Below are 26488 nucleotides of genomic sequence, written 5' to 3'. Positions count from 1 at the left end.
CATGATTGCATTATCAGAGCAAGTCTGATTTTATTATAATGTAATCAAGAAGGCAGCAATACTTAATCCCCCAACAGTGAAAGGATGAAGTGGCATTAATGAGCATACAGGAACTTAACCGTAAATTTATCGAGAAGTATGGAGAAAGCGAACAAGAGGCACAGGTATTTTATGCACCCGGTCGGGTTAATCTCATCGGAGAACATTTGGATTATAACGGAGGGTATGTGCTGCCAGCAGCGCTGGAGTTCGGCACAACGCTGATCGTGCGTCCACGCAGTGACACTAAAATAATTTTTGCAACTACGAATTTCCCTTATGAAGCCACCCTCGATTACAGTGAAATTGGTCAGGCTAAAACGGGGGAGTGGATTGACTATCCAGTGGGTGTAATGGTGGAATTGAAAAAAACGGATCATCCCGTATCAAAGGGCTATGATCTATTATTCCATGGTGATATTCCGAATGGCTCAGGACTTTCCTCCTCTGCTTCGCTTGAGGTTGTTACGGCCTTCGCTTTGTTGACCATGGAAGGCGGAGATACAGATACAGTAGAAATTGCTCTTCTATCTCAGCGTGCAGAGAACCATTATGTGGGTGTGAATTCGGGAATTATGGATCAGTTCGCGGTAGCCAACGGCAAGCGGGATCATGCGATTCTGCTGATGTGCGATACGCTGGAATATGAGCTGGTACCTTTCGTGACTGGTGCCTACAAGCTGGTTATCGGCAACACAAACAAGAAGAGAGGTCTTGTAGACTCCAAGTATAATGAACGCCGCCAGCAGTGTGATGAGGCACTATCTATTCTGCAACAAGAGATTCCTTCACTCTCCTTCCTGGCAGAGCTCAAGCGTGATCAATTTGAAGCGCATCAAGGCAAAATTACGGACGAGACGGTTCGCAACCGCGCGCGTCATGTCGTGGAAGAAAATCAGCGGGTGCTTGATTCTGTAGAAGTGCTGAAGAAGAATGACCTGGTGCAGTTCGGGAAATACATGAACGATTCACATGCTTCACTACGCGATCTGTACGAGGTTAGCTGTGTTGAATTGGATATCATGGTAGAAGAAGCCCAGCGCATTCCGGGAACACTTGGTTCGCGTATGACGGGTGCGGGCTTTGGCGGCTGCACAGTGTCGCTGGTGCATGAGGATGATGTAGAGCGGTTTATCCGCGAAGTAGGAGAGGCTTACACGACAAGATCCGGTCTCGCTGGCGAGTTCTATGTATGCGGCATCGGCAATGGTGTCGAACAACTGAAGGGAGTGAAATAAGATGGCGATTCTAGTAACGGGTGGAGCAGGGTATATTGGTTCCCATACAGTAGCAGAGCTGCTGAAACGGGGCGAGGAAGTGGTGGTCATCGACAATCTGTTGACCGGTCATCGTGAAGCGCTGCTGGGCGGCAAGCTGTACGAAGGCGATCTGCGCGACAAGGAACTGCTGGCCAAGCTGTTCTCCGAGAATGAGATTGATGCAGTGATCCATTTTGCAGCTAGTTCTCTGGTTGGTGAGAGTATGACGGACCCTGTAAAATATTATGACAACAACGTATATGGCACCTTGTGTCTTCTAGAGGCGATTCAAAAGGCTGGTGTAACCAAGATTGTATTCTCCTCCACGGCTGCAACCTACGGCGAACCGGAAAAGGTGCCCATCGAGGAAACAGACCGCACTGAACCTGCGAATGTGTATGGAGAAACCAAGCTGACCATGGAACGCATGATGGCCTGGTTCGATAAAGTACTGGGCATCAAATACGTAGCCCTACGTTACTTTAATGCTGCAGGCGCACATGAAAGCGGCAAAATCGGCGAAGACCACCGTCCCGAGAGTCATCTCATTCCATTAGTGCTGCAAACCGCGCTGAAGCAGCGCACTAACATCGCTATCTTCGGAGAGGACTATCCGACAGAAGACGGAACCTGTGTGCGCGACTACATCCATGTCAGCGATCTGGCTGACGCCCATGTCCGTGCTGTAACCTACCTGCGCAGCGGCAGTGCCAGCAATATTTTCAACCTCGGTAACGGACTTGGCTTCTCGGTTAAACAAGTGATTGAAACGGCCAAGAAGGTAACCGGTCTGGAGATTCCGGTAGTCATTCAGGAGCGCCGCGCTGGAGATCCGGCCGTACTGGTAGCTTCCTCCGACAAAGCCCGTACTATCCTGGGCTGGAACCCGCAGCATGCGGATATTGAGGATATCATTCAAAGCGCCTGGAACTGGCATTCTGCCAATCCACAGGGGTATGGGGAGAATTAAGATGCCTAAAGAGAACGAAACTACGCCCGCCACACAGAAGGCACTATATGCGATTGAACAGCTGGTGTTATTCGCTCTGCATCAGAGTCTTATTGCTCCGGCGGACCTTGACTACAGCCGCAATGAATTGCTGGATCAGTTCGGCTTTAGTGAGCCGTATGCCGAGGTCTTTGATCAAGCGCCACTGGACAGCCCTCAAGCACCCTTGGATGCCTTGATTGATTATGGTTATGAAATCGGACTGATTCCTGAGAACAGTGACACTTACCGTGATCTGCTGGATGCCAAAATTATGGGCTTACTGCTGGCCCGCCCTTCTGAAGTGAATGCTGAATTCTACAGACTGGCGGCTGAGCAGGGGATCTCTGCGGCGACCGACCGCTTTTATAAACTAAGCATAGATTCGAACTATATCCGTATGGACCGCATCTCTAAGAATGTCTACTGGCTGCAGGATTCTCCCTATGGGGACATCGAGATGACGATCAATCTGTCCAAGCCTGAGAAGAGCTCTAAGGAAATCGCCATGGCCCGCCTGCTTCCGCCACCGGTCTATCCGAAATGTCTGCTCTGCCGTGAGAACGTCGGTTATGCCGGAAGGGTTAATCACCCGCCACGCCAGAATTTGCGTATCATTCCGTTGGAGCTGAATCAGGAAAAGTGGTTTTTTCAGTACTCACCTTATGTGTACTACAATGAGCACTGTATCGTGTTCCACCATGATCATGTGCCGATGAAGCTAACTAAGGATTCTCTAAAGCGCCTGCTTGGCTTTGTGGAGTCATTCCCGCATTATTTTATAGGCTCCAATGCTGATTTGCCGATTGTGGGCGGCTCCATTCTGACTCATGATCACTTTCAGGGCGGGCGCCACACGTTCCCGATCCAGAAGGCGCCAAAGGAAGCTACGTTCACTCATGCGGCTTATCCGGGTGTTAGCCTGAGTATAGTGAAATGGCCAATGTCCGTATTGCGCCTGAACGGAGAAGATCCAGCCGTTCTGTTAGAGTGCGGAAATGCGATTTATGAGGCATGGAAGGTTTACAGTGATCCGGAGGCTGAAGTGCTTGCCTTTAGTGAAGTTGATGGTGAGACACAGCCGCATAATACCGTTACGCCTATTGTGCGACGGGGTGATGATGGCAGCTTTGAGATGGATCTTGTGCTGCGCAATAACCGGACCAGCGAGTTATATCCCGAAGGGATTTTTCACCCGCATCGGAAGATGCATCATATCAAGAAAGAAAATATCGGCCTGATTGAGGTCATGGGACTGGCCATCCTGCCGGGACGTCTTAAGGAAGAGCTTGATGCCATTGCCGGTATTCTTGCCGGAGATACTGCTGTGTATGAGGCCGTGAAGAACGAGACGAACCATCCTCTTGCGCAACATGCAGCTTGGGCTCAAGAACTGGTAGAACGGTTTGGTACAGCACTAGCCCGTGAGGAAGCCATCAAAATTGTACAGAATGAGGTAGGCATTAAATTCACACATATCCTTGAACACGCTGGCGTTTATAAGCGGACACCGGAAGGCCAAGCAGCTTTCCGCCGTTTTGTGAAGAGCTTCGGCGTTAATAGCCTATAACCATAGGCTCTATCTCTGATCAAGACCTAGAAATCGCCCTTGTTGAAACGGTGCTTTCCTATGACCCTTTCATTTAGGAGCGGTTTCTTTGTTGTTTGCCTGATGACTATCGTATTTGAAAGCTGCAATCGAGAAGTCTATAATATGAAAGGCATCACATTAATGATTTAACGGAGGCTGCACATATGCGTAAATTTGAATTTTATAATCCGACCAAGCTGATATTCGGACAAGGTACACTGGAAGCATTAAAGCTTGAAGTGCCGAAATTCGGAAAAAATGTACTTCTGATGTACGGCGGCGGCAGTATCAAACGCAGTGGCTTGTACGATAAAGTAATTGCTCAATTAAATGCCATTGGTGCAGTAGTTACCGAGTTGGCCGGAGTAGAACCGAATCCTCGTCTGTCTACCGTACATACCGGTGTAGCGCTGTGTCATGAACATAACATCGATCTTATTCTTGCCGTTGGCGGCGGAAGTGTGCTGGATTGTGCCAAGGCAGTTGCGGTTGGAGCGAAATACGAGGGCGACATGTGGGACTTTGTAGAGCGTAAGGCGGCTCCAAAGGGCGCGTTGCCACTGGGTACAGTGCTTACAATGGCAGCTACCGGTTCTGAAATGAACAATGGCTCTGTGATCACGAACGAAGTCACTCAGGAGAAGATGGGCTGGGGAAGCGTTCATGCGTTCCCGGCATTCTCAATCCTAGATCCCGAGAATACCTTCTCGTTGCCACGTGATCAGACTGTCTATGGAATGGTTGATATCATGTCGCATGTTCTAGAGCATTATTTCCATACCGATGGCAATACTACGGTACAGGATGGCTTCTGCGAGACATTGCTGCGCACAGTCATCGACACTGCACCGAAGTTGATCGAAGATCTGAATAACTACGAGCTGCGCGAGACGATCATGTATTGTGGAACGATGGCGCTTAATGGCATGGTTAGTATGGGTTTTGCCGGAGATTGGGCTACCCACAATATTGAGCATGCAGTATCGGCTGTATACGATATTCCGCATGGTGGAGGTTTGGCTATCCTGTTCCCGCAGTGGATGAAATATAACCTCAACACGAATCCGTCCCGTTTCCGCCAGCTTGCGGTAAATGTGTTCGGTGTTGATCCTTCCGGCAAAACCGACGAAGTGATCGGTCTTGAAGGTATTGAAGCTCTGCGTAGCTTCTGGGATTCAATTGGTGCTCCCAAGGTGTTGGGGGATTACGATATTGATGATAGCGAGATTGGCAATATGGCGGACAAGGCCGTTCGTTTCGGACCGTTCGGTAATTTCCGCAAGCTTGAGCGCGAAGATGTAGTAGAAATTTACAAACTGGCTTTGTAAAGCAAAGAAACTTTAGAAATAAGGAAGCCGCTCCCACATGGAGCGGCTTTTTTTGTTGATTTCCAAAATTTTCTATGGAATAAAACCCAAAGATTGTGAAACCAGGGACGCACTCCAAACGTTTACAGTAGTATGACAGTCCGGAATTAAGACAGGAGGAGAGATTTATGCTAACGCTGTATTTGGGCTGCTTGGCGCTGGGCGTCATTTTTGCTATTGTCAGCGTTTTGGTGGGGGATCTGATCGGAAATGCACTGGGCGGGATTTTTGATCTGCTGTCCTTTGATTTTCTCAATTCTACTGTTCTAGCAGGGGGAGTGACCGTGTTTGGCGGAGTGGGTGTTCTGCTTACCCGCTATAGTGGACTAGAGGCTGGGTCAATCGTTGCCCTTTCCCTGCTGAGTGCCGCCTTTATAGGGGTGCTCCTATACTTTGGAGTTGTGAAGACGATGGACAAAAGCGAGGTGTCTAACGGTTTCTCCATGCAAGATCTGCCCGGTAAGATTGGGGAAATTACGGTTCCTATTCCCTCCAAGGGTTATGGCGAGATTATGGTAAAGTTCGGCGCAGGCAACACTCTGCATACGGCGGCAAGCTTCGAGCATCAATCCATTCCGGTCGGGATGAAGATTGTTGTAGTGGAAGTGCGCGAAGGTGTAGCCCTTGTAACAGAATTCGAAGATAGAAGAGGAGAGGGTTCTTAATGTATTTTGGCATACCTGATTATATGTTTATTCCTGCAGTAGTAGTTGCTGTTCTGTTTGTGCTGGGGTTGGCCTTCTGGGCCCGCTTCAAAACCGTAGGACCGGATGAAGGAATGATTGTTACAGGGGCCTTTTTAGGAAAAAATCATCTTTCAGATGATGGATCAGGCCGTAAAATCAAAATTGTACGCGGCGGTGGGACGTTTATTTTACCCATATTTCAGAAAGCGGAATTTATGTCGCTGCTATCGCACAAACTGGAAATCACTACACCAGAGGTATATACCGAGCAGGGCGTTCCAGTTCTCGCTGACGGCGTCGCTATTATCAAAGTTGGGAGCTCTACTGAGGATATAGCTACGGCGGCGGAACAATTTATGGGTAAGCCTATCGAGTCACTAAAGAGCTCGGCTCAGGAAGTGTTGGAAGGACATCTCAGGGCTATTCTGGGTACGATGACTGTAGAGGAAGTTTATAGTAATCGTGACCGATTCGCACAAGAGGTACAGGGTGTGGCGGCACGGGATCTCAAAAAAATGGGTTTGCAGATTGTTTCTTTTACGATCAAGGATATTCGTGACAAGCATGGTTATCTTGAAGCGCTGGGCAAGCCGCGTATAGCGGCAGTGAAACGGGATGCAGAGATCGCTGAAGCGCAGGCAGTACGTGATTCGCGGATTCAGAAGGCTGCGGCCGAAGAGGAAGGCCAGAAGGCTGAGTTGTTGCGCGATACGAACATTGCCGAAGCCTCCAAGGAGAATCAACTGAAGGTTGCTGCCTTTAAGAGAGATCAGGATACGGCCAAGGCGGAAGCGGATCAGGCCTATTTTATTCAGGAAGCACGCGGTAAGCAGACCGTTGTCGAAGAGCAAATGAAGGTCGAGTTGGTTCGTAAGATGCGGGAAATCGATCTGCAGGATAAGGAGATTTTGATTCGCGAGAAGCAATATGACGCTGAGGTGAAAAAGAAGTCTGAGGCTGACCGTTACGCAGTAGAGCAGGCAGCAGAAGCCGATAAGTCGAAGAGAATGCGTGAAGCAGATGCGCTTCAGTACAGTATTGAGACGCAGGCAAAAGCAACGTCAGCACAGAAACGTCTGGAGGGTCAGGCTGCAGCTGACGCTGAGCTTGCAAAAGGTACGGCGGATGCCGAGGTTATCCGGTTGCGTGGATCAGCGGAAGCAGAAGCAAAGCAAAAGTTGGCCGAGGCGTTCCAGAAATTCGGGGAGGCTGCAATTCTCGATATCGTCTTAAAAATGCTGCCTGAGCTGGCAGGTCAGATTGCCAAACCATTGGCATCCATCGATAAGTTGACTGTAGTCGATACTGGTAATGGTGCAGGCGCAGCAAGGGTAAGCAACTATGTTACTGAATTGATGTCAACCGCACCTGAAATGTTGAAAAGCGTATCCGGTATTGATGTGGAGGAATTAATTCGAAGTCTGACACATAAATCCGCAGGAGTGCTGGCAGGGTCGGCAGCTCTTGCTGTACCAGCAGTACTGGCTAAGCAGGAGATACCAGTATCATCTGCACCACAAGCCGTGACTTCTGTAGCGAAAGAGTTGGAAGAATAGTTGTTTAGATAAAGTGACTCAAGATCTGTCCGGCGAATGATGCCGGGCAGATCTTATTATTAGGCCAAATAAGGATGATCGGACGGTAAAATGCATGGAGCTGATATTAGACAATATCCATAAAGATTTTGATGGGAAGAAGGTTCTTAAGGGGATAGACTTCACCTTTGAAAAAGGGAAAATTTAAGGTCTCTTGGGACGTAATGGTGCTGGCAAAACCTCTCTCTTCAACTGCTTGAGCGGGGAGATCAAGATGGACAGTGGCGCAGCCTTTTTACGCAAAGAGGAGCTAAGCCAGCCGCTTGGCGATGAGGATGTCGGCTATATATTTTCACTTCCTATCTTGCCGGAATTTCTGACCGGGTATGAGTTTTTGAAATTTTATATGGATATCAACCTGGATAAGATTGACCCGACCAAGACTATTGACGACTATTTTGCCATTATTAAGTTCGGTCAGGAAGATCGTCATCGGCTGATTAAAGGCTATTCTCATGGCATGAAGAATAAGATCCAAATGCTCTGTTTTATCATTACCCGACCACCAGTGATCTTGCTTGATGAGCCCTTAACCTCTTTTGATGTTATCGTTGCACTTGAGATTAAGAAGCTGCTGCGCGAGATGAAACAGGATCATATCATTATCTTCTCCACGCATATATTACAGCTTGCTGCCGATCTCTGTGATGAGCTTGTCATCCTGAATCATGGACTGCTTCAGGCAATACCAGCCGACACCTTGCATAGTCCAGCATTTGAAGAGCAGATTATAGGCTTATTAAGTGATGGCAGTGATGATTAGAACATTAAGCAGTATATTGGATATTAGAAGCGCGTCCGGTACTAATCGCTTTATATATTACTTCAAGAGAATTCCTATGCTTGGGAAGTTGTTGAAGGATGATATTTATGCCAATGCTGTGCTCAAACGTACTTTTTCCGTAATTGTATTCATATTGAAGGTACTGTGGGGATTTATGTCCAAATTCGCCTATATAGGAATTCTAATCTATGGGCCTGTTATTCTTACTAGCAGTGAACTTCCCATTAAAGAACAGTATCAGTTGTATCTACATATCGTGCTGTTCTTAAGTTTTATTGTTGCTGCAGTTTCGAATGTTTTTATTATGGAACCAAAGCGGGATAAATACATCTGCGTGAAGCTGATGAGGTTGCCTGCATCTGACTATATGCGTGCTACGTTGACGCTTCAGGGTCTGACTTTTCTGCTGTATTTTCTACCCCCAATGATGGTGTTTGCTTCACTACTGGGTGCTCCAGTCTGGCAGGGAGCCATGCTGGCGTTGTTATTAACGGCTTGGCGTACCATAACCGAGGCCCTTAATCTCTGGCTTTTTGCCAAAAAAGGAATCGTGCTGGCTAAGAAATTGAATTGGGTTTGGTCGGTGATCGGTGTAGGCTTTCTGCTGGCATACCTGCCTCTTTATCTAGAAGAAGCATTAATCAGTACTACCCAATTGTTTAGTGTGCCCTTGACTCTTGTAATTCTGGTGTTAGGAATTGCAGCGGGTATTTATATTGCGCGGTATCCAGACTATCGTGAGGCTGTTGATGCGGTGACGAAGCGAGACGAACCTCTGCTTGATGTGGGACGCATGATGAAAGAATCAAGGGTGAAGAATGTACAGACCATAGAACAGGACTATACTGCAGAACATTTGCGATCAAGTCAATGGGAGGGAAAGAAAGGGTACGCGTACCTGAACGCTATCTTTTTCTCAAGGCATAAACGTTTGATAATACAGCCCATGCAAAGGCGACTAGTAATCGTCCTGGTGTTCTTTCTGATTGGGATCATCACTATTTTGGTATCTCCGGAGACTTCTTCCAAGGGAGTTCCTTATTTAATGAGTAACCTACCGATATTCCTAATCATAATGAATTACACTTCTATAGGGGAGCGGCTCTGCAGGGGATTGTTTAATAATTGTGACCTTAGTCTGCTGCGTTATGGATTTTACCGTAAACGTGCGGCTATCCTGCACAATTTTACAATTCGCCTCTTCAAATTAATCAGACTTAATCTTCTTCTAGCCGCCGCCATAAGCGTAGCAGGAACTTCACTGATACTGCTATCCGGTGCAGATTGGGCCTTAGCAGATGTTATCATCATCTGGATCACCATTCTTTGTTTGTCACTGTTCTTTTCGGTACATCATCTATTTATGTATTATATCTTTCAGCCTTATAGCACAGAACTGGGAGTAAAGAACCCACTCTTCACGATTGTTAACAGCATTGTGTTAGCAATAGGTTTTGTTAGTATCCAATTTCAAAGTACACCAGTCTATTTTGTACTAATTGTGCTGCTGGCCACTTTGGTATATATGATCATTGCATTATTCCTTATCTACAAGTTCTCGGCTACAACGTTCCGGGTGAAATAAATCAGCTGCGCGGGTCGATGTTTGCAATTGAAAATCTCTTTTTAACAGACTCCTTGAAGTTATGGCATTAGCACATGTATAATCTACTCGTGCCGCTTCATTAATTCGGGCTACTGCCGGAAGTCGGGTATTCAGAAATAAAAGAGGTGTCCAAAGTGAGCAGCATAACAGTGGCCAAGGTATTGAATAACAATGTTATTATTGCTGAACATCCCCAATATGCAGAAGTAGTCGTTATCGGTAAGGGCATTGGCTTTAACCGCAAAACGCGCGATCGTATAAACCTGTCCTCCGTGGAGAAGATGTTTATTCTCCGCAGTCAGGAAGAGCAGGAGCAATATAAGCAGCTCGTTCCCCAAGTGGATGAGAAACTGATTGAGGTTGTTCAGGAAATCATTCTTTATATTATGCAAAATAGCAATCAGCAGCTGAATGAGCATATCCATATTGCCCTTACTGATCATATTGCATTTGCCATCCGGCGCCATGGGCAACATATTGATATCCATAACCCCTTTCTCTATGAGACAAAGGAGATTTATCCGGATGAATATAATATGGCGGAATTTGCGATCCGACGCATTAATGAGACTATGGATGTGAATTTGCCTGCTGATGAGATTGGTTTTGTAGCGCTGCATATTGTCAGCGCAATCAGCAATAGACATATCTCTGAGGTGAAGCAGCATTCTTTGCTGATTGGAGATCTCGTTGGATTAGTTGAGAATAATCTGGAATACCATGTCCCACGCGAATCGCTTGATTATTCGCGGCTGGTTACCCATTTGCGATTCGTTCTGGAGAGGTTGCGCCGAGGAGAGACCGTTCGAGAGACCTCCTCTCTGGACGGCCTCATGAAACGTGAATATCCTGAAATGTACATGTTGGCCTGGAAATTGACGAAGGTTATCGAACAACGGGTACATATGCCAGTGTATCCGGCAGAGGTAAGTTATCTAACAATTCACCTCCAGCGACTGGCCCAGAAGAAAGAGGATGAAGTTGATTTAGGGACAAGCGGCGGCGCATAATAAAAATTTATAAAGGTATTGCAACTTCAAATAATCGGTGCTACAATGATCCCTGTTATTAATAAAACAGAATACCAACGTGTAACTGATTCGATCAGGCATGAGTGATTTACAGTATTTTGGTTGTTGTGCCCCATCTCGGGGTAATCTAACTTAGTGTTAGACAACACCAGTGTATACTGTATTGCTCATGCCTTTTTTGGCTTCTGTTTTGAAGAAATTGAATAATATGATTAAGGAAGTGACCTCAATGTTTAAGAAGATGTTCGGCGTTTTGCAAAGAGTGGGTAAAGCGCTAATGCTTCCGGTTGCCATCCTGCCTGCGGCAGGTTTGCTGCTCGGAATAGGTAACATGCTCATTAACCCCGATTTCCTTCAATATGTACCGGTACTGGAGAACGATGTTGTTCAGGCGATTGCCAACGTATTGATGAACTCGGGACAAATCGTATTTAATAATTTGTCACTATTGTTCGCCGTAGGGGTAGCCATCGGGCTGGCCGGCGGAGAAGGCGTTGCTGGACTGGCAGCCATCATCGGTTTCCTCGTAATGAACGTTACGATGGGTACGGTTGTAGGCGTCAATGCATATGTACTTAGTCAAGGGGACTTTGCATACTCCAGTGTATTGGGTATCCCTACTCTGCAGACAGGTGTTTTCGGCGGTATATTAGTCGGGATCTTGGCTGCGGCCATGTACAAACGGTTCTTCCGAATTGAGCTGCCGTCCTATTTGGGCTTCTTCGCAGGTAAACGTTTTGTTCCAATTATGACTGCTGTAACTTCCCTGGTACTCGGTCTTGCTCTGACATTGATCTGGCCACCGATTCAACACGGTCTGAACTATGTATCACAAAGTATGATCGATACGAATTTGACACTTTCTGCTTTTATTTTTGGGATCATTGAACGCTCCCTGATTCCATTCGGTCTGCATCATATCTTCTATTCACCGTTCTGGTATGAATTTGGAAGTTATGTCGACAAAGCAGGCGATCTGGTCCGTGGTGACCAACGGATCTTTATGCAACAGCTTCGTGACGGTGTGCCATTTACAGCGGGTACATTTACTACAGGTAAATATCCGTTCATGATGTTCGGTCTTCCGGCAGCAGCGCTGGCTATCTATCATGAAGCCAGACCTGAGAACAAAAGGGTTGTCGGCAGTTTGATGGTTTCGGCAGCACTGACCTCATTCCTGACAGGGATCACGGAGCCGCTGGAATTCTCATTCTTGTTCGTAGCTCCTCTGTTGTTCGCTGTGCACGCCGTGTTTGCAGGTTTGTCATTTATGACTATGCAAATTCTAAATGTTAAGATCGGGATGACGTTCTCCGGTGGGTTCATAGACTTTGTACTCTTCGGCGTTATTCCGAACCGTACAGATTGGTGGCTTGTCATACCGGTAGGTCTTGTCCTTGCAGTAATTTACTACTTCGGATTCCGTTATGTTATTCGCAAATTCAACCTGAGAACTCCAGGTCGTGAAGATGAGAGTGATGATGATACTGAAGTAAATGCTGAAGCTATATCTACTGCAGGTTATGATCTGCCGCGCAACATTCTGTCCGCTCTGGGTGGCAAGGAGAACATCACGCATCTAGATGCTTGTATTACCCGACTTCGTGTTGAAGTTAAGGACAAGGCTGGCGTAGATAAGAGCCGTCTGAAGAAGCTTGGTGCATCCGGCGTTCTCGAAGTTGGTAATAATGTGCAAGCGATTTTTGGAACACGTTCCGATACGATCAAATCACAAATACAAGATGTTATGAATGGCAAGACACCGGTATCCGCTCCAGTAACGATCGCACCTCAGCCTGATCTGGAGAAGAAGGCTGGAGAAGAAGCTGCTGCGATCATTCCGGAAGATATCGTTTCTCCAGTAAACGGCGAGTTGATGGATATAACCTTGGTTCCAGACCAAGTGTTCTCGCAAAAAATGACAGGTGATGGTTTCGCCTTTCTGTCAGATGATGGTAAGATTGCTTCGCCGGTCTATGGTAAAATCTTTAATGTATTCCCAAGTAAACATGCTATTGGCATCATGTCCGATGGAGGCAAGGAAGTGCTTGTTCATATCGGTGTGAATACGGTTAAGCTTAAAGGTCAAGGCTTTACTATTCTTGTTGAAGAGGGTGACCTTGTAGCAGCAGGCCAGCCAATTATGGAGGTTGATCTGGAGTACGTGAAGGCACATGCGCCTTCTGTGATATCTCCGGTCATTTTCTCCAATCTGCCAGAAGGTTCTACAGTAACCTTGAAGAAGCCGGGCAAAGTAGCCATCGGTGACAAGGATATCATCACCATTCAGTAAAAAGTGCAATGGAGTTGCGCTTCCTTTATAATTGGGGGGAGCGCAGCATTTATCACTATAAAACATCCCATCAATAGAAAGTGAGTTGGATAATATTATGCAAACAACATTCAGAATTATCGACGAAGACGGAATTCATGCACGCCCGGCAACAGCGCTGGTAAATACAGCTACAAAATTTAAGGATACTGAGGCTTATGCCGAAGCTAAAGGCAAAAAAGTAACCTTGAAATCCATTCTTGGCGTATTGTCTCTCGGTCTTGAAGCTGGTGATACCTTGTCTTTGATTACTGAAGGAACTGAAGAAGCTGAAGCTATGAAGGCACTTCAAGAAATTATGATCAAAGAAGGGCTGGGCGAGCTTCATGAGTAAAATTTCAGGAATCGCGGCTTCAGCAGGGATTGCCGTAGCCCGTGCCTTTATCCTGGAACACCCGGATTATACGATTACGAAGACTGCTATCAGTGATATTGATGCAGAAGTCGCTAAACTGAATGATGCGCTCGCCAAATCAAAAGCCGAGTTGCAAGTCATTAAAGAGCGTACTTTGGCGGAGCTTGGAGAGAAGAAAGCAGAGATTTTCGAATCTCATCTGCTCATACTCGAAGATCCTGAACTGATCAGCCCCGTAACTGACAAAATCCGTGAGGAATCGGTTAACGCGGACTATGCATTAAATGTAATAGCCACTCAATTTATTGAAATGTTCGAAAATATGAAAAGCGCATATCTTCAGGAACGCGCTGCTGATATGCGGGACGTGACCAAGCGGGTATTGAACCACTTGCTGGGCATCCATTATGTTAGCCCTGCTGAAATTAGCGAAGAGGTTATTGTCATCGCTCAGGATTTAACTCCATCCGATACAGCACAGCTAAACCGCAAATTCGTTAAAGGGTTTACAACGAATATCGGTGGACGCACGTCCCATTCGGCCATTATGGCCCGTTCTCTGGAGATTCCGGCGGTTGTTGGGACTAAGGATGTTCTTTCCAAAGTGAAAACCGGTGATCTGGTTATCGTGGACGGTCTTAACGGAGATGTTCTGATTAATCCTAGCGAAGCTGAAGTTGCAGAATACATCAGCAAACAGAAGGCCTATGACTTGCAGATCGCAGAGTGGAAGAAACTTCGCGATGAGCCGACAGTTTCGGCTGATGGCAAACATGTAGAACTGGCTGCCAATATTGGTACACCTAATGATGTGAATGGTGTTATTGAAAATGGCGGGGAAGGTGTGGGTCTGTATCGTACAGAATTTCTGTACATGGGCCGCGACAAGCTGCCTTCCGAAGAAATTCAATACAATGCTTATCGCACCGTGCTGGAGAATATGAAGGGCAAACCAGTAGTAGTGCGTACTCTTGATATCGGTGGGGACAAAGAGCTGCCTTATCTTGAGTTGCCAAAGGAAATGAACCCTTTCTTAGGATTCCGCGCTATACGATTGTGTCTGGATCGTCAGGACATCTTCCGCACACAGCTGCGGGCCTTGCTTAGAGCGAGTGTTCACGGAGACCTTCGTATTATGTTCCCGATGATCGCTGTACTTAGCGAGTTCCGGGCAGCGCGTGATTTGCTGTTGGAAGAAAAAGCTAAGCTGAAAGAAGAAGGTATTGAAGTCTCGGACAACATTCAACTGGGCATCATGGTGGAGATTCCATCCACCGCTGTTCTGGCAGACCAGTTTGCCAAGGAAGTTGACTTCTTCAGTATCGGTACAAATGACCTTATCCAGTATACGATGGCTGCTGACCGTATGAATGAACGGGTATCTTACCTGTATCAGCCTTACAATCCAGCTATCCTGCGTTTGGTCAAAATGGTTATAGACGCAGCACATGCGGAGGGCAAGTGGACAGGAATGTGTGGCGAAATGGCTGGAGATACAACAGCTATTCCGTTGCTTCTGGGACTTGGTCTTGATGAATTCAGCATGAGCGCGACTTCAATCCTGCCAGCACGCAGCCAAATTTCCAAATTGTCGGCCGCCGACATGAAGGATTTGGCCGCCAAAGCGCTGCAGTTGGGCACTGCTGAGGAAGTTGCTGTGCTTGTGCAGAGCATCGGCAATTAATTTTTTCCAGGCATTAATCCGTTTGTAGTACACTTTTCCAACTACTATTGCCAGCTTCCACTTGGAGGCTGGCTTTTTTATTTTTTTTGTTCCATAAATCGTCACTGGTCTAGGCTTAAAGGAGAGAGGTATACTTTACTTAGAATAGTTGCTTTCAAATTACAAGCTTATATATGTAAGAGTAAATACCGATAGTATTAATAAGTCGGTAACAAAAAGAGCATATGGAACCCAAACCTGTGAACATACTGTTACATATTATAGTATGAATCAAGAGAGTGAATGTACTACAGCTGCTTGACTTGCAGAGCTGTGCAAGTATTTATTTTATATAATTTGGGAATATATGGACTTAAAAGCAACCTGGTAATTCCAACAGGGAGCAATAGGATGGTGAATCTAATGAGCAGCAATTATATAAATGCAGAGTCTGTGATAGAGACATATGAGGGTAAGGATTTAGGCTTGACATACTCCAAGAACTGCAGTGTATTCAAAGTCTGGGTACCTACAGCCCTAACTGTATCTCTAGTGTTATATGAAACTGGCGGCAACGATGCTGCCGGAATCAAAGATAGCGGACGTATCGTAAATATGCAACTTGAGAATGGCGGAGTGTGGCGGGTTAAGCTGGCAGGTGATTTGAAAGGAAAATATTATATGTACCGTGCTGTATTCGCCGATGGAAAGTTAGTTGAAATAGCTGATCCATATGCGATTGCGGTATCTGCCAACGGCGTTCGGACAGCGATTGTAGATTTGAAGGATACCGATCCACAGCATTGGCAAGAGGATAGTTCACCTCCATTGCTACACCCTTCCGATGCTGTGATATATGAGCTACATGTGCGCGACTTCTCAGCAGACGAGAGTTCAGGAATGCTTTATAAGGGCAAATTCAAAGCTTTTACCGAATCGGGATTATGCGATCCTGAAGGTGGTCCACTCGGTATCGATCATTTGGTCCAACTGGGAATAACACATGTTCATTTATTGCCGGTATTCGATTTTCAAACTGTAGATGAACTAGGCAATACTGATGAAGGTTCTTCGACCTCATATTTTACAGAGTACAACTGGGGCTATGACCCACAGCATTATAATGTGCCGGAAGGCTCTTACAGTACTAATCCTGCTGATCCAGTGGCGCGAATCCGTGAATTTAAGGAAATGGTGCAGGCCTTGCACAGTCATGGTATTTCCGTGATTATGGATGTCGTATATAACCATACGTATTCTGTTGAGAAAGGACCCTTTGAGCCTTTAGTTCCAGATTATTTCTACCGTCGTGACTTTACCGGGCGGTTGTCTAACGGCTCAGGCGTGGGTAACGAGATTGCTACAGAACGTCCAATGGTACGTAAATATATCAAGGAATCTTTATCTTACTGGGCATCGGAGTATCACATTGATGGTTTCCGATTTGATCTCATGGGTTTGATGGATAGTATTACTATGCGTGAGATTACTGAAGAGCTGCGCTTGGAAGTGAATCCTAACCTGCTTCTTTATGGAGAACCATGGACAGGAGGAGATTCTCCGTTGATGACTAAGACTCTGAAGGGTGTACAGCGTGGTAAAGGCTATGCAGTCTTTAATGATAATTTCCGTTCTGCGATTAAAGGCGATAGTGACGGATGGGGAAGAGGTTTCGTTACTGGCGAGTATGATAAGGAAGGTGCCATTGCTGCGGGGATTAAGGGAGCCATTCATGATTTCAGCGAATCACCTGTGGAATCGGTCAACTATGTGAGCGCCCATGACAATTTGAATCTCTGGGATAAGCTACTTACTGCACAGGGACTTCGTCAAGAAGCTAACTTGCCTGATATGGAGAACGGTAAGCTGAAGAATGGCGGGAGTGTGGAAGAGGCTGTTGCACAGGCTGCTCCTTATGTGAGCATCGATATGCATGACATTCTGGGGAATGAAACGGTGCGGCGTTCCCTGCTGGCTAACGGAATTATATTAACCTCACAAGGCATTCCTTTTCTGCAAGCCGGAGATGAACTCTTGCGCACCAAATATGGAGATCATAACAGCTACCGCAGCAGTGACGCCATCAATGCCATACGCTGGGACAACAAGAGTATATTTATGCCTGTGTTCAAGTACTATCAAGGTCTGATTGAGCTGCGGCGCAATCATCCGGCATTCCGCTTGCACGGTCGGCAAGAAATTGAGCGTTCTCTGGAGTTTCTCCGCTGCGAGGGAGGCGTTGTGTCTTATATACTCCGCAATAATGCCGGTAGTGACCCATGGAATAACATAGTAGTGCTATTTAACGCTAATAATGAACAGATCTCCACGCTGCTTCCAAATGTGTCTGATAGTTGGAATGTAGTAGTGGACCACACTGGAGCAGGCACAGAAACGATCCGTAAAGTGGAGGGCAATGAAGTACAGCTTGAAGGTCTATCGATGATGGTGCTCTATGATGCATGTGGTGAGCCAAGCCCTCGAGCCAAAGTCATTGAGATTCACTATGAACGTTCAGATGGTGATTACCGGGGCTGGAATCTTTGGGTCTGGGGAACGGGTATTCAGGATGGACAGGGCGATTTTCGACAAATGGAAAATGGACGCGCGATAGCACGAATTGAAGTTCTGCCGGATACGACTTCTATTGGTTATATTTTACGACTGAATGATTGGGAAGAGAAAGATGGGAACGGAGACCATTTTATCGATTGTTCGAGCAACGAAGCAGTTATTAAAGTGCTGATCCGGGACCGCGAGCAGGAAAGTAGCGAAGCTGCGGATGATGATCTGAAGTTAACTAGCTAATGAGGAATAAATAGGGGGATGTCCAACAACCATGTTAAATGGCTGCTGGACATCCCCTCTTCTGTGATACCAGACTTGATTGGATGAATAGTTGATTTATCGCTTGTTGTTGTTTTACTAGGGTTTCTAATTTCTTCCGCTCGTCTGGTCGGGAACTTCCTCATCCATACGTTTATCATAAAGATTAGCTTCATTGCCACCGTTTTTTTTGGAACGGTACATAGCCAGATCAGCGGCACGCAGTAGCTCATTAATACTGCTACCATGCTGCGGGAACAGAGCCACACCGATACTTGCTGAAGTAATAAAGCTGGAGCCGTTGTTAATGGGCCATGACTTGCTGAAGAGCTGCAGTAGACGACTCAGAATTTCATCCAGAATGCCTGGATTGTTGAAGCGGTGTATGACGACTGCGAACTCGTCACCACCAATTCGAAAGGCTTGTCCTGCACCTTTGACTGTCTGTTGCAGTTCGCGTGAGAGAATTTGCAGGAATTCGTCTCCGGCCAGATGTCCCAGTGTATCGTTTAGCTGCTTAAACCTGTCACAATCCAGTAACGCCAGGGCAATTTCTTGCTGATGTTCCTCTGGCTGGGAAATGAGATTCTCCATATACATTTTGAAATGGGCACGATTGGGAATAGCGGTCAAATGATCATAAAAGGCTAGCTTATGCAGCCGCTCCTCGTATTGCTTCCGCTGTGTGATTTCACGGGATACAAGCATAAATTGCGCCGCGAACGAACGGCTGCCTGTAATCGGGGTTACTTTGGTTTCCAGCCACACCCAATGCCCCTCAGCCCCACGCATGCGCAGCTCAGACATACGTGGAGTTCCCTGGACCACACTCTTCAATTTAGCCCAGGAAATCTCAGGCTCACGAATGTAATTGGAGAGCGGGGTGCCCTTTTTAGGGACATACCCGAGAATGCTCAGGTGTGAAGGGGAGGCATATATAATCAGTCCATTCGGGTCAGTTAAAATAATATAGTCGGACATCGTCTCACCGATCAGCTGATACATGGTTTGCTCTTCCAGCATTTCGCTTTGGAGCTTAATAATTTTGCGTCCCAGATAGATAATTACCAGAATCAGCAAAAACAAAAGCAAGGAATATAGCGCAAAAAGAGAGCTTTTTTTATCCTGAAATACGGTTGTTACTTCTTGTGCGTAGCGGTCGATTAAATCTTCGGAGTTATCCAGTCTGCTACGGATGTCATTCAGCTGTGTATTGGTGAGAACCGCGGAAAAAGAGGCTGGGTCCCAACCCTCTTGAGACCGACGGATAATCAGCGAGCTACCCGTATCTTTCCATTCCCCGAAGGAAGCTTCGAAGGAAGAAAGCTCCCGCTTAAGCTCAGTGAGTTGAAGTTCACCTTTGTGCATTACGTTATAAGGTTTCTCGATAGAGTTGATATTGTATCTAGCTGTATTCACGCGTTCCTCAATCTGGGTATTATTATCTTCAAATAGCTGTGTTAGCTCTTTTAGTTCTGACTCTGTAGTATTTGGATTCATTGCGGTATGAAGTGCGACAGCAGCTTGATAAAGATCACGATCGGCGTTTAGGATGAGCTCAGAGTTCTGGTAGACATCATCGTATAAGGATTCAGATAATTTATTGATCGTATAGTTCAGGTACAATAAGGAGGCAACGCTGATGCCAACCAGCAGAATTGAGATAGCAGCGAACAAAAGGATTAATCTGCGTGTTACTTTGACCTCTGCGAAACCAGTCACTGTTATCCTCTCCCCGCATAAGACGTATGACAATCTCATCGCATATAACTATGAGCATTTGGAATCCATTTATCTGTGGCATTCAAATAGATGGGGAATCCGTACTAAAGTGAGTCATTCCAAGCAGGGATAAGGCAAGGGAGACTACATCAATCATATGTGAGTCTGTGGTTTCTTATTATCAAGTATATAGGACGTCCCATATCTAGAGCAATTACCTGACATATAATAATAATGATATCGTAAAAGGACTAGAAAATGCCACTTTAATCTGGAAAATATGGATATTCGGATGCATTTTTGAACAACTATGTATGTCCTATTGCCTCTATCATATTCAAACCCTTGAGTCCTATTACCCAGTCTTGCCGCAAACGATACACTCTTAGATATATAAAAAAGCTGTCCGTAGTCATAAAGATGACCGGGGACAGCTTTTTGGATTACTGCTGGCTTTTGTTACTTATATTTGCAGGGATTATTCGTTGCGCAAGGCATGAATTGGACGTAACCGCGCGGCTTTGTTAGCTGGCATCATACCGAAGATCACACCGATTAACAAGGAAAAGATGAAAGAGATAACTACCATATTCCAGGCAATGGATACCGTAAGTGGAGAGTACTTTCCGAGTAGCCAACTGCCGCCAACGCCGATCCCGACTCCAATGAATCCGCCTAAGCCGCTGAGCACGATGGACTCGATCATGAACTGGGCGAGAATATCGAATTTTTTGGCGCCGATGGCTTTGCGGATACCGATTTCCCGGGTTCTTTCATTGACGGATACAATCATGATATTCATGATTCCGATGCCGCCAACGAACAAGGAAATGCCTGCGATACCAGCCAAGGCCATAGAAAGTGTGTCCGTAGTGGAATTCACCGTTTCCAACATTTCCTGAGAGTCAAATACGGTAAAGGCATTATCCGCATTATTGAATTTGACATTCAGTAACCTTTCCAGCTTATCCTTGACTGTAGTTACAGTATCCGCAGTAGTTGTAGCAACCGTGATGGAGCGAACTCCTTTGCTCTGTAACTGACGTTCCGCTGTGGAGATAGGGATTAGAATCTTATCATCGTTCGAACCGCCAAGACTGGAACCTTTCGTTTCGAGCAGACCTACTATTTTGTAGCTGATTCCGTTCAACTGCATCTTTTGTCCTACAGGACTATCCGTGCCGAATAAATCTTCCGCCGTGCCTGATCCGATCAGAGCAACCTTCTGCCGGTATTCTGTATCAATATCAAGCAGAAAGCGTCCAGCTTGCACGTGAAAATCCTTAACATCTTCATAAGAGGGAGTAATTCCCTCGACAGAGACACTTACATTATCAGTATCATGCTTGGCTGTAACGTTGCCGGTGATCACAGGGGCTACATTCTCTACACCTTCAATATCCCCGAGCGCTAATGCCTCCTTATAGGTAAGAGAGGTTGTTGCACCACGACCCGTAATGTTCACGGTTAGCTGATTCGTGCCGAGTCCGTTTAACTGCTCTGTGATCTGTGAAGTAGTACCCTGGCCTACAGAAACGAGTATGATGACAGACGACACACCGATAATAATTCCCAGCATCGTTAGAAAAGCTCTTACTTTACTACTGCTGATGCTCTTTAACGCCATCCTCATACTTTGATACAATTTCACCTAGCATTCCTCCGATCCTCAACGAGGTTGCCGTCCTGTATACGAATAATTCGCTTCGCTTGGTTGGCAATTTCTAGGTCATGTGTTATCAGGATGATGGTGTGACCCTGTTTGTTCAATTCTTGAATCATTTGCATGACTTCATGTCCGGTCCGCGTATCGAGTGCCCCAGTAGGTTCATCGGCAAGCAGAATGGGTGGAGAACCCGCCATCGCCCTTGCTATTGCCACACGCTGCTGCTGTCCACCTGAAAGCTCGGAAGGTCGATGGTGCATTCTATCCTCCAGACCTACTTTAACTAGAGCTTCATGTGCCAGTTGTTTTCGCTCCCGGTGGGAAAGACCGCGATAAATGAGCGGTAGCTCCACATTCTCGGCAGCAGATAGCTTGGGCAGCAGGTTAAAGCTTTGGAAGATAAATCCAATTTTCTCATTGCGGATCGCTGCGAGCTTATTGTCGGACAACTTCCGGACCTCTTGTCCGTCCAGAAGATAACTTCCTTCATCAGAAATATCGAGGCAGCCGAGCATGTTCATCAGAGTTGATTTACCGGAACCTGAAGGGCCTATGATAGCTACGAACTCGCCAAAATCAATCGTAAAGCTCAAATCCTTCAGTACCGTCATCGACTCGCCAGCCATTTTGTAACCGTGGGTCATGTTGTTAACTTGGATAAGCGGTTCTGAAGCACTCATCTACCGCCACCTCCGCTAAAACCACCGCCACCGCCGGTACCTCCACTAAAGCCACCGCCGGTACCACCGCTAAACCCGCCGCCAGTACCACCGCTAAACCCGCCGCCAGTACCACCGCTAAACCCGCCCATACCTCCTGGGGTTTGCACTTCAGTGGGTGCTGTGCCAGTGTTGGTAGAGATTACGGTTGGAATAATGACTGAGTCCCCTTCACTGAGTCCACTGACAATTTCAATGCTGCTCTCATCATGAATGCCCACTTCTACAGTGACCATCTGCTGATTAGGAGTGCCACGAGTTCCTCCTGACTGTGAGCTGCTGCCCCCTGCCCATTGGCTCTTGTTGTCTGTGGATGAAGCTGTTCCGCCAGCAGCACCAGGTTCACCGCTAGGAAATGCGCCGCCTGTACCTCGCGTACGTGTCCCACCATAACCTGTTCCACTACCAGTCCCGCGTGTACCTGTTCCACCAGCAGCGCCAGGCGCACCGCTAGGCATTACCCCGCCAGGCGCACCACTAGGCATAACCCCGCCTTCAGCAGCGCCAGGTGCGCCGCTAGGCATAGGTGCCTGACCTTCACCGGTTGCAGCTCCTGCGGCTCCAGTTGTTCCGGTAGCTGCTCCTGCTGCTACTGGTATGGCTACAATGTGTTTGCCGTTTCTTTCTAGAACAGCTTCAATAGGTACGAGCAATACATCTTTTTTCTCAGCTGTTGTGATGGAAACTTCAGCGGACATCCCTACACGGGCACTTTCAGATGTCGTTAAACCCACTGTAACATCGAAAAGGGATACACCGTTTGTGGTGACACCTTCCTCAGCAATATCGGTGACAGTCCCCTTAAATTCATTATCTGGAAGGGCATCCAATGTAATGGTGGCTGGCATACCTTCCTTTACTGTAGGAATGTCCAACTCATCAACCTGCACAATGACGCTAAGGTTGGCGTAATCGGTAATGTCGATCAGCTCAGAGCCATCCATGGCTTTTTCGCCGCTGGCGATATTAACTACAGTTACAGTTCCATCGATCGGAGCGGTCAGCGCATCGGGAGGGACCATATCTTCCTCTACAGAGGCTATTTTTTCGATTTGGGTTGTGATATCTGTTTTTGCTTTTTCAATCGAACGTTTGGCTGTAGATAGATCATCCTCAGAAGCTCCGGCCTGTGCCAGCTTCTTGTAGGAATCCTGCTTATCCTCTAGATCAGTCTGCAGTGATTGAAGGGAGGTTTTCTCTTGTGTAAGATTGTCGCTTAGGTCATCACCTTTGAAGGTGATTAGAGTCTGACCTTTCTTGACGACATCGCCTTGTTCAACAAGAACCTCTGCTACTTTTCCGGAATCCTTCGTTTTAACTTTGCTAGTCTCGATAGCCGTTACGGATCCGGCTCCAGATACACTGACAACAATATCACCTTTCGTAACTGTAGCCGTATTAACGGGTACTTCAGCAGCCTGACTATTTTTATCCGGAAGAAACGTATACACCAGCAGTCCAGCCGTTACAACAGCTACTACCCCAATCGTCCAGAGCAACACTTTTTTCTTCTTCATTTCTATCCTCCACATATCTATCAGATTTCTTGATTATTTTAACAGGGCCTTTTAATTCGTATCGGTATCCGTGCTGGTGTCTGTATCCGTATCTGTGTTGCTGACTGTTGTCTTAGTGGCTGCTTCGTGTGTGAGTACATAAGTTTGGGTGCCCAGCAGAATTCTTTCCCCCTGGAACTCGTCGTACAGATTCAGACGGATAGTACCTCCACCCAGTGTTTTGTAAAGATTGCTGTTAAAAGTTGTTGAATAGGACTTGTAGTTTCCGACAGCCAAATTCGTTCCAAGTACGAGTGTTGTCTCCATGGATTGTCCGAGTGGGTCTAGGAGTTCCATAACAAGCTTGTGCTCGTAAGTGCCGGCTTCGTAAGTATCGTTTTTAGACAGATTGTAGGTGATGACTGTGTTCAAAGTATCTTTGCCTGCAGTGACGGTGGCTACTGCGCTTGTAAAAGAGAGGGTGTAAGGATACAATACTACGCTTAACAGGTTGGTCTGTGGAGTAACCGCTACATTGTTCAATGCCAAGCTTACAGTATTGATATAGCCGGTCGATGTGCCGCCAAGAGCTGTTAATTTGCCTTCGGATACGCCTTCGCCGATATAAAGTACCAGTTGGGAGGTATCCACACCAAGCGGTAGCTTGCTCCAGACGGTCACCAGATTTTTCCCGTTCGGGCTTGTGGATAGAGCCGATTGATTGACCTCAGCCTCATAATACTGATTGTCCGGAGTTTTGTAGTAGGCGACAAGCTGTGCCTGATCCGATTTGCGTGACTCTTCGCTGTCCATTTCCAGTTCTGTATACATGAGATTCGAGCTTGTGCCGTTATAGACTGTCGTCCGGTGTTCCAGAACTACGGCTTTTTTGCCAGCAACATTAATATGGAAGCTGCCACCTACCTCTATTGGCTCAACTCTGTTCTCCAGCTGGGTGGTGCTTAAAGATAAGAAGTCGGTGGTGGCATCATTGGTAGTTTCCTGCAAAACAACCTTTAGTTGATTGAAATCAAAGTCATAAGGGAGATTGGCTTTAACGTACACATCAGTGCTCTCATTCGGACCCAGAATAGTCTGAGTGCCTGCGGTGACGACTTGGGTGGTGCTGCTGAGATTGCTTTCTCCCGCCTTAATAACACCGGTAAGCGCCGGAAGCTGTTCAGTAGTGGAATTCATATTGCGAATGCTGAGTTTGGCCACAATCTGATCTTCGTCTGACCAGGGCAAACGCTGCATCGAATCAAAGGTTACGCCAAATGTTCCATGACTGTTTTCCACGGTGTATTCCGTCGCCAACAAATTGTTCGTCTGCAGTGAGTAAGGAATTTGGTAGTAAGCCGTCGGAAAAATAATCTTGTCGGTAACTGCGGGTTCGGTCAGCTGCAATTGCAGTGTTCCCTGATTCAGCTTTAAGGGGATATCAACACTCAGATTAACGACCTTCTCTTCAAGCGGTTTGAGCGTCAGGCTGGCCAAAGCTTTGGCATCCACCGGAAAGCTGTATCCTTCAACGGCCTTGACCGCAAGTTCATAGGCGGGTAGGGTTACGGATTTATTACCACTGTTTTTTACTCGGAATTGCAGGGTCCATTTGGCCGTATCGCCGTTCGAATATACCTTGGCGCTCTTTAACTGCGTATCAACCGTATTGCTACTGATTGTAAGCTTCTTGATTACATTAGCGGCTACAACGAGGTTAGGACTGGCCGCTGCAGGCAGTTTATAGGTAACGACAGGCAGATCTATTTTTAAGGTGGAATCTTCTTGGGCAAAAAGCAATACCATATTGTCAGTCTTCATATAGGAAGGTATTTCCGTTATATAATAAAGGGTCTTTTTCTCTTGCGGCTGTATTTTGTAACCGCTGCTGGAATCGTCAAGAGTCAGATTAAATACAGAACCCCCAGAAGAAGCAAGATATCCCTTGAGACCGGTATCGTTGAGTACTTTGGTGCCGAGATTTGCGAGACTGACGCCTATTTTGGCGTATACCTTACCGTTAAATTTATAGATTTGCAGACTTTCCGCTTTGGTTGTTATAGGCAGATTGCTCAGGGTTACCTTCTTGCTCTGTCCTCTGGCAACAGCTGATGAATAGGTAGCCGGGACTGCGAAAGTCCCCAGTTTTCTTTGATAATCTGCACTGCTGAAATCCCAGCCGTATAAAGAAATCTTCACTCCGTTCACTTTGGTTGCTTTGCCGACATTTACGTAATAGGTCACAGACTGACTGCTATTTGCTGCTATTATCTTGATGGCCGAACTGGCCGTAATAGGACTTCCTTGAATGACAGTACCGCCTGTTGTAGTCACTTTGGAGAAGAAGTCAATCAGATTTACACTGCTGCTATTGCCGTTGTAATAGGTGAGTGTGTATGTAAGTATGTTGCCGCTATCCTGAGCAAACAGACTCACATCGGTCAGCTTAGTGCTGACGTTGCTCTTAAGTGAAATAGAGCCCAATTTGTCCAGAGTGGATACTGTTGTTGTCGTTGCTGCTTTGACGGCCGAAGTGCCCGCGGTTGCTGCATATGCTCCGTATGATACAGTTTGGCTAAGGACTGCGGTGCTTAGCAGGACTATGGCATACGTCTTTCTTCGTTTATGCATGAATTTCCCTCCCTGTATAAAAACCTTTACTATCCCAAACTGCCTTGTGGGGCATGGATAGTCAGGCCCTCTTAGAAAGGAAAAATATCAAATCTGGCTGAAAGTTTGCTGAAAATTCGTCCAATAAATGGC

The 26488-nt window shown here is 46.5% G+C and carries 18 protein-coding genes; 13 read left to right on the top strand and 5 right to left on the bottom strand.

The window, feature by feature from the left end; all coding sequences use genetic code 11:
• Positions 1-98: 98 nt before the first annotated feature.
• The 13 genes from GJB61_RS23390 to pulA all read left to right on the top strand — a co-directional run bounded on the left by GJB61_RS23390 (position 99) and on the right by pulA (position 18104).
• Positions 99-1277, top strand: coding sequence for a galactokinase (locus GJB61_RS23390; RefSeq protein ID WP_154121439.1), 1179 nt, complete (start codon positions 99-101; stop codon positions 1275-1277).
• A 1-nt stretch (position 1278) separates the two neighbouring features.
• Positions 1279-2268 carry a UDP-glucose 4-epimerase GalE gene (gene galE / locus GJB61_RS23385; RefSeq protein ID WP_154121438.1) on the top strand — a complete coding sequence of 330 codons (990 nt, stop codon included), beginning with the start codon at positions 1279-1281 and terminating at the stop codon, positions 2266-2268.
• A gap of 1 nt (position 2269) precedes the next feature.
• Positions 2270-3856 (top strand): UDP-glucose--hexose-1-phosphate uridylyltransferase, encoded by a 1587-nt coding sequence (locus GJB61_RS23380; protein ID WP_229522399.1) that lies wholly within the window; start codon positions 2270-2272, stop codon positions 3854-3856.
• 185 nt (positions 3857-4041) lie between these two features.
• Positions 4042-5205 (top strand): iron-containing alcohol dehydrogenase, encoded by a 1164-nt coding sequence (locus GJB61_RS23375; protein ID WP_154121436.1) that lies wholly within the window; start codon positions 4042-4044, stop codon positions 5203-5205.
• Between the two features lie 167 nt (positions 5206-5372).
• A complete protein-coding gene (locus GJB61_RS23370; RefSeq protein WP_154121435.1) occupies positions 5373-5909 on the top strand; it encodes an NfeD family membrane protein in 537 nt (178 codons plus the stop codon).
• A complete protein-coding gene (locus GJB61_RS23365) occupies positions 5909-7486 on the top strand; it encodes a flotillin family protein (RefSeq protein WP_154121434.1) in 1578 nt (525 codons plus the stop codon). Before GJB61_RS23370 ends, GJB61_RS23365 begins: the two co-directional genes overlap by 1 nt.
• 193 nt (positions 7487-7679) lie before the next feature.
• Positions 7680-8288, top strand: coding sequence for an ATP-binding cassette domain-containing protein (locus GJB61_RS23360; RefSeq protein WP_229522398.1), 609 nt, complete (start codon positions 7680-7682; stop codon positions 8286-8288).
• Positions 8281-9894, top strand: coding sequence for a hypothetical protein (locus GJB61_RS23355; RefSeq protein WP_229522397.1), 1614 nt, complete (start codon positions 8281-8283; stop codon positions 9892-9894). Before GJB61_RS23360 ends, GJB61_RS23355 begins: the two co-directional genes overlap by 8 nt.
• Positions 9895-10049: 155 nt before the next feature.
• A complete protein-coding gene (gene glcT, locus GJB61_RS23350; RefSeq protein ID WP_338116062.1) occupies positions 10050-10925 on the top strand; it encodes a glucose PTS transporter transcription antiterminator GlcT in 876 nt (291 codons plus the stop codon).
• 250 nt (positions 10926-11175) lie between these two features.
• Entirely contained in the window at positions 11176-13239 is a 2064-nt protein-coding gene (ptsG, locus tag GJB61_RS23345; protein WP_154121431.1) for a glucose-specific PTS transporter subunit IIBC, read from the top strand.
• 97 nt (positions 13240-13336) lie between these two features.
• Positions 13337-13612: an HPr family phosphocarrier protein gene (locus GJB61_RS23340; protein WP_154121430.1), complete on the top strand. Its 276-nt coding sequence runs from the start codon at positions 13337-13339 to the stop codon at positions 13610-13612.
• Entirely contained in the window at positions 13605-15317 is a 1713-nt protein-coding gene (ptsP, locus tag GJB61_RS23335; protein WP_154121429.1) for a phosphoenolpyruvate--protein phosphotransferase, read from the top strand. Before GJB61_RS23340 ends, ptsP begins: the two co-directional genes overlap by 8 nt.
• Before the next feature lie 402 nt (positions 15318-15719).
• Positions 15720-18104: a type I pullulanase gene (pulA, locus tag GJB61_RS23330; RefSeq protein WP_154121428.1), complete on the top strand. Its 2385-nt coding sequence runs from the start codon at positions 15720-15722 to the stop codon at positions 18102-18104.
• Positions 18105-18230: 126 nt separating this feature from the next.
• Here pulA and GJB61_RS23325 read toward each other — a convergent pair whose 3' ends face one another.
• The 5 genes from GJB61_RS23325 to GJB61_RS23305 form a co-directional block, all read right to left on the bottom strand.
• Complete coding sequence (locus GJB61_RS23325) at positions 18231-19844, bottom strand: diguanylate cyclase domain-containing protein (RefSeq protein ID WP_195724444.1); 1614 nt, start codon at positions 19842-19844, stop codon at positions 18231-18233.
• Positions 19845-20322: 478 nt separating this feature from the next.
• The gene (locus GJB61_RS23320) at positions 20323-21495 is read right to left on the bottom strand and encodes an ABC transporter permease (RefSeq protein WP_338116061.1); all 1173 of its coding nucleotides are present in this window, start codon (positions 21493-21495) and stop codon (positions 20323-20325) included.
• Positions 21492-22190, bottom strand: a complete 699-nt coding sequence (locus GJB61_RS23315) for an ABC transporter ATP-binding protein (RefSeq protein ID WP_154121426.1) — start codon at positions 22188-22190, stop codon at positions 21492-21494. The genes GJB61_RS23320 and GJB61_RS23315 overlap by 4 nt, the downstream gene beginning before the upstream one ends.
• The gene (locus GJB61_RS23310; RefSeq protein WP_195724443.1) at positions 22187-23746 is read right to left on the bottom strand and encodes an efflux RND transporter periplasmic adaptor subunit; all 1560 of its coding nucleotides are present in this window, start codon (positions 23744-23746) and stop codon (positions 22187-22189) included. The genes GJB61_RS23315 and GJB61_RS23310 overlap by 4 nt, the downstream gene beginning before the upstream one ends.
• A gap of 51 nt (positions 23747-23797) precedes the next feature.
• A complete protein-coding gene (locus GJB61_RS23305; protein WP_195724442.1) occupies positions 23798-26356 on the bottom strand; it encodes a hypothetical protein in 2559 nt (852 codons plus the stop codon).
• Positions 26357-26488 lie beyond the last annotated feature (132 nt).

The organism is Paenibacillus monticola, from assembly GCF_009664975.1.
In the GTDB taxonomy this organism is placed as follows: Bacteria; Bacillota; Bacilli; order Paenibacillales; family Paenibacillaceae; genus Paenibacillus_AQ; species Paenibacillus_AQ monticola.
The sequence above is the reverse complement of the archived record's forward strand: the minus strand, read 5'-3'. Positions and strand labels throughout refer to the sequence as shown.

Bases quoted from the DNA above. Each gene is read 5' to 3' on its own strand.
- GJB61_RS23390 (WP_154121439.1), top strand. From the start codon at position 99: ATGAGCATACAGGAACTTAACCGTAAATTTATCGAGAAGTATGGAGAA.
- galE (WP_154121438.1), top strand. From the start codon at position 1,279: ATGGCGATTCTAGTAACGGGTGGAGCAGGGTATATTGGTTCCCATACA.
- GJB61_RS23380 (WP_229522399.1), top strand. From the start codon at position 2,270: ATGCCTAAAGAGAACGAAACTACGCCCGCCACACAGAAGGCACTATAT.
- GJB61_RS23375 (WP_154121436.1), top strand. From the start codon at position 4,042: ATGCGTAAATTTGAATTTTATAATCCGACCAAGCTGATATTCGGACAA.
- GJB61_RS23370 (WP_154121435.1), top strand. From the start codon at position 5,373: ATGCTAACGCTGTATTTGGGCTGCTTGGCGCTGGGCGTCATTTTTGCT.
- GJB61_RS23365 (WP_154121434.1), top strand. From the start codon at position 5,909: ATGTATTTTGGCATACCTGATTATATGTTTATTCCTGCAGTAGTAGTT.
- GJB61_RS23355 (WP_229522397.1), top strand. From the start codon at position 8,281: ATGATTAGAACATTAAGCAGTATATTGGATATTAGAAGCGCGTCCGGT.
- ptsG (WP_154121431.1), top strand. From the start codon at position 11,176: ATGTTTAAGAAGATGTTCGGCGTTTTGCAAAGAGTGGGTAAAGCGCTA.
- GJB61_RS23340 (WP_154121430.1), top strand. From the start codon at position 13,337: ATGCAAACAACATTCAGAATTATCGACGAAGACGGAATTCATGCACGC.
- ptsP (WP_154121429.1), top strand. From the start codon at position 13,605: ATGAGTAAAATTTCAGGAATCGCGGCTTCAGCAGGGATTGCCGTAGCC.
- pulA (WP_154121428.1), top strand. From the start codon at position 15,720: ATGAGCAGCAATTATATAAATGCAGAGTCTGTGATAGAGACATATGAG.
- GJB61_RS23315 (WP_154121426.1), bottom strand. From the start codon at position 22,190: ATGAGTGCTTCAGAACCGCTTATCCAAGTTAACAACATGACCCACGGT.
- GJB61_RS23310 (WP_195724443.1), bottom strand. From the start codon at position 23,746: ATGAAGAAGAAAAAAGTGTTGCTCTGGACGATTGGGGTAGTAGCTGTT.
- GJB61_RS23305 (WP_195724442.1), bottom strand. From the start codon at position 26,356: ATGCATAAACGAAGAAAGACGTATGCCATAGTCCTGCTAAGCACCGCA.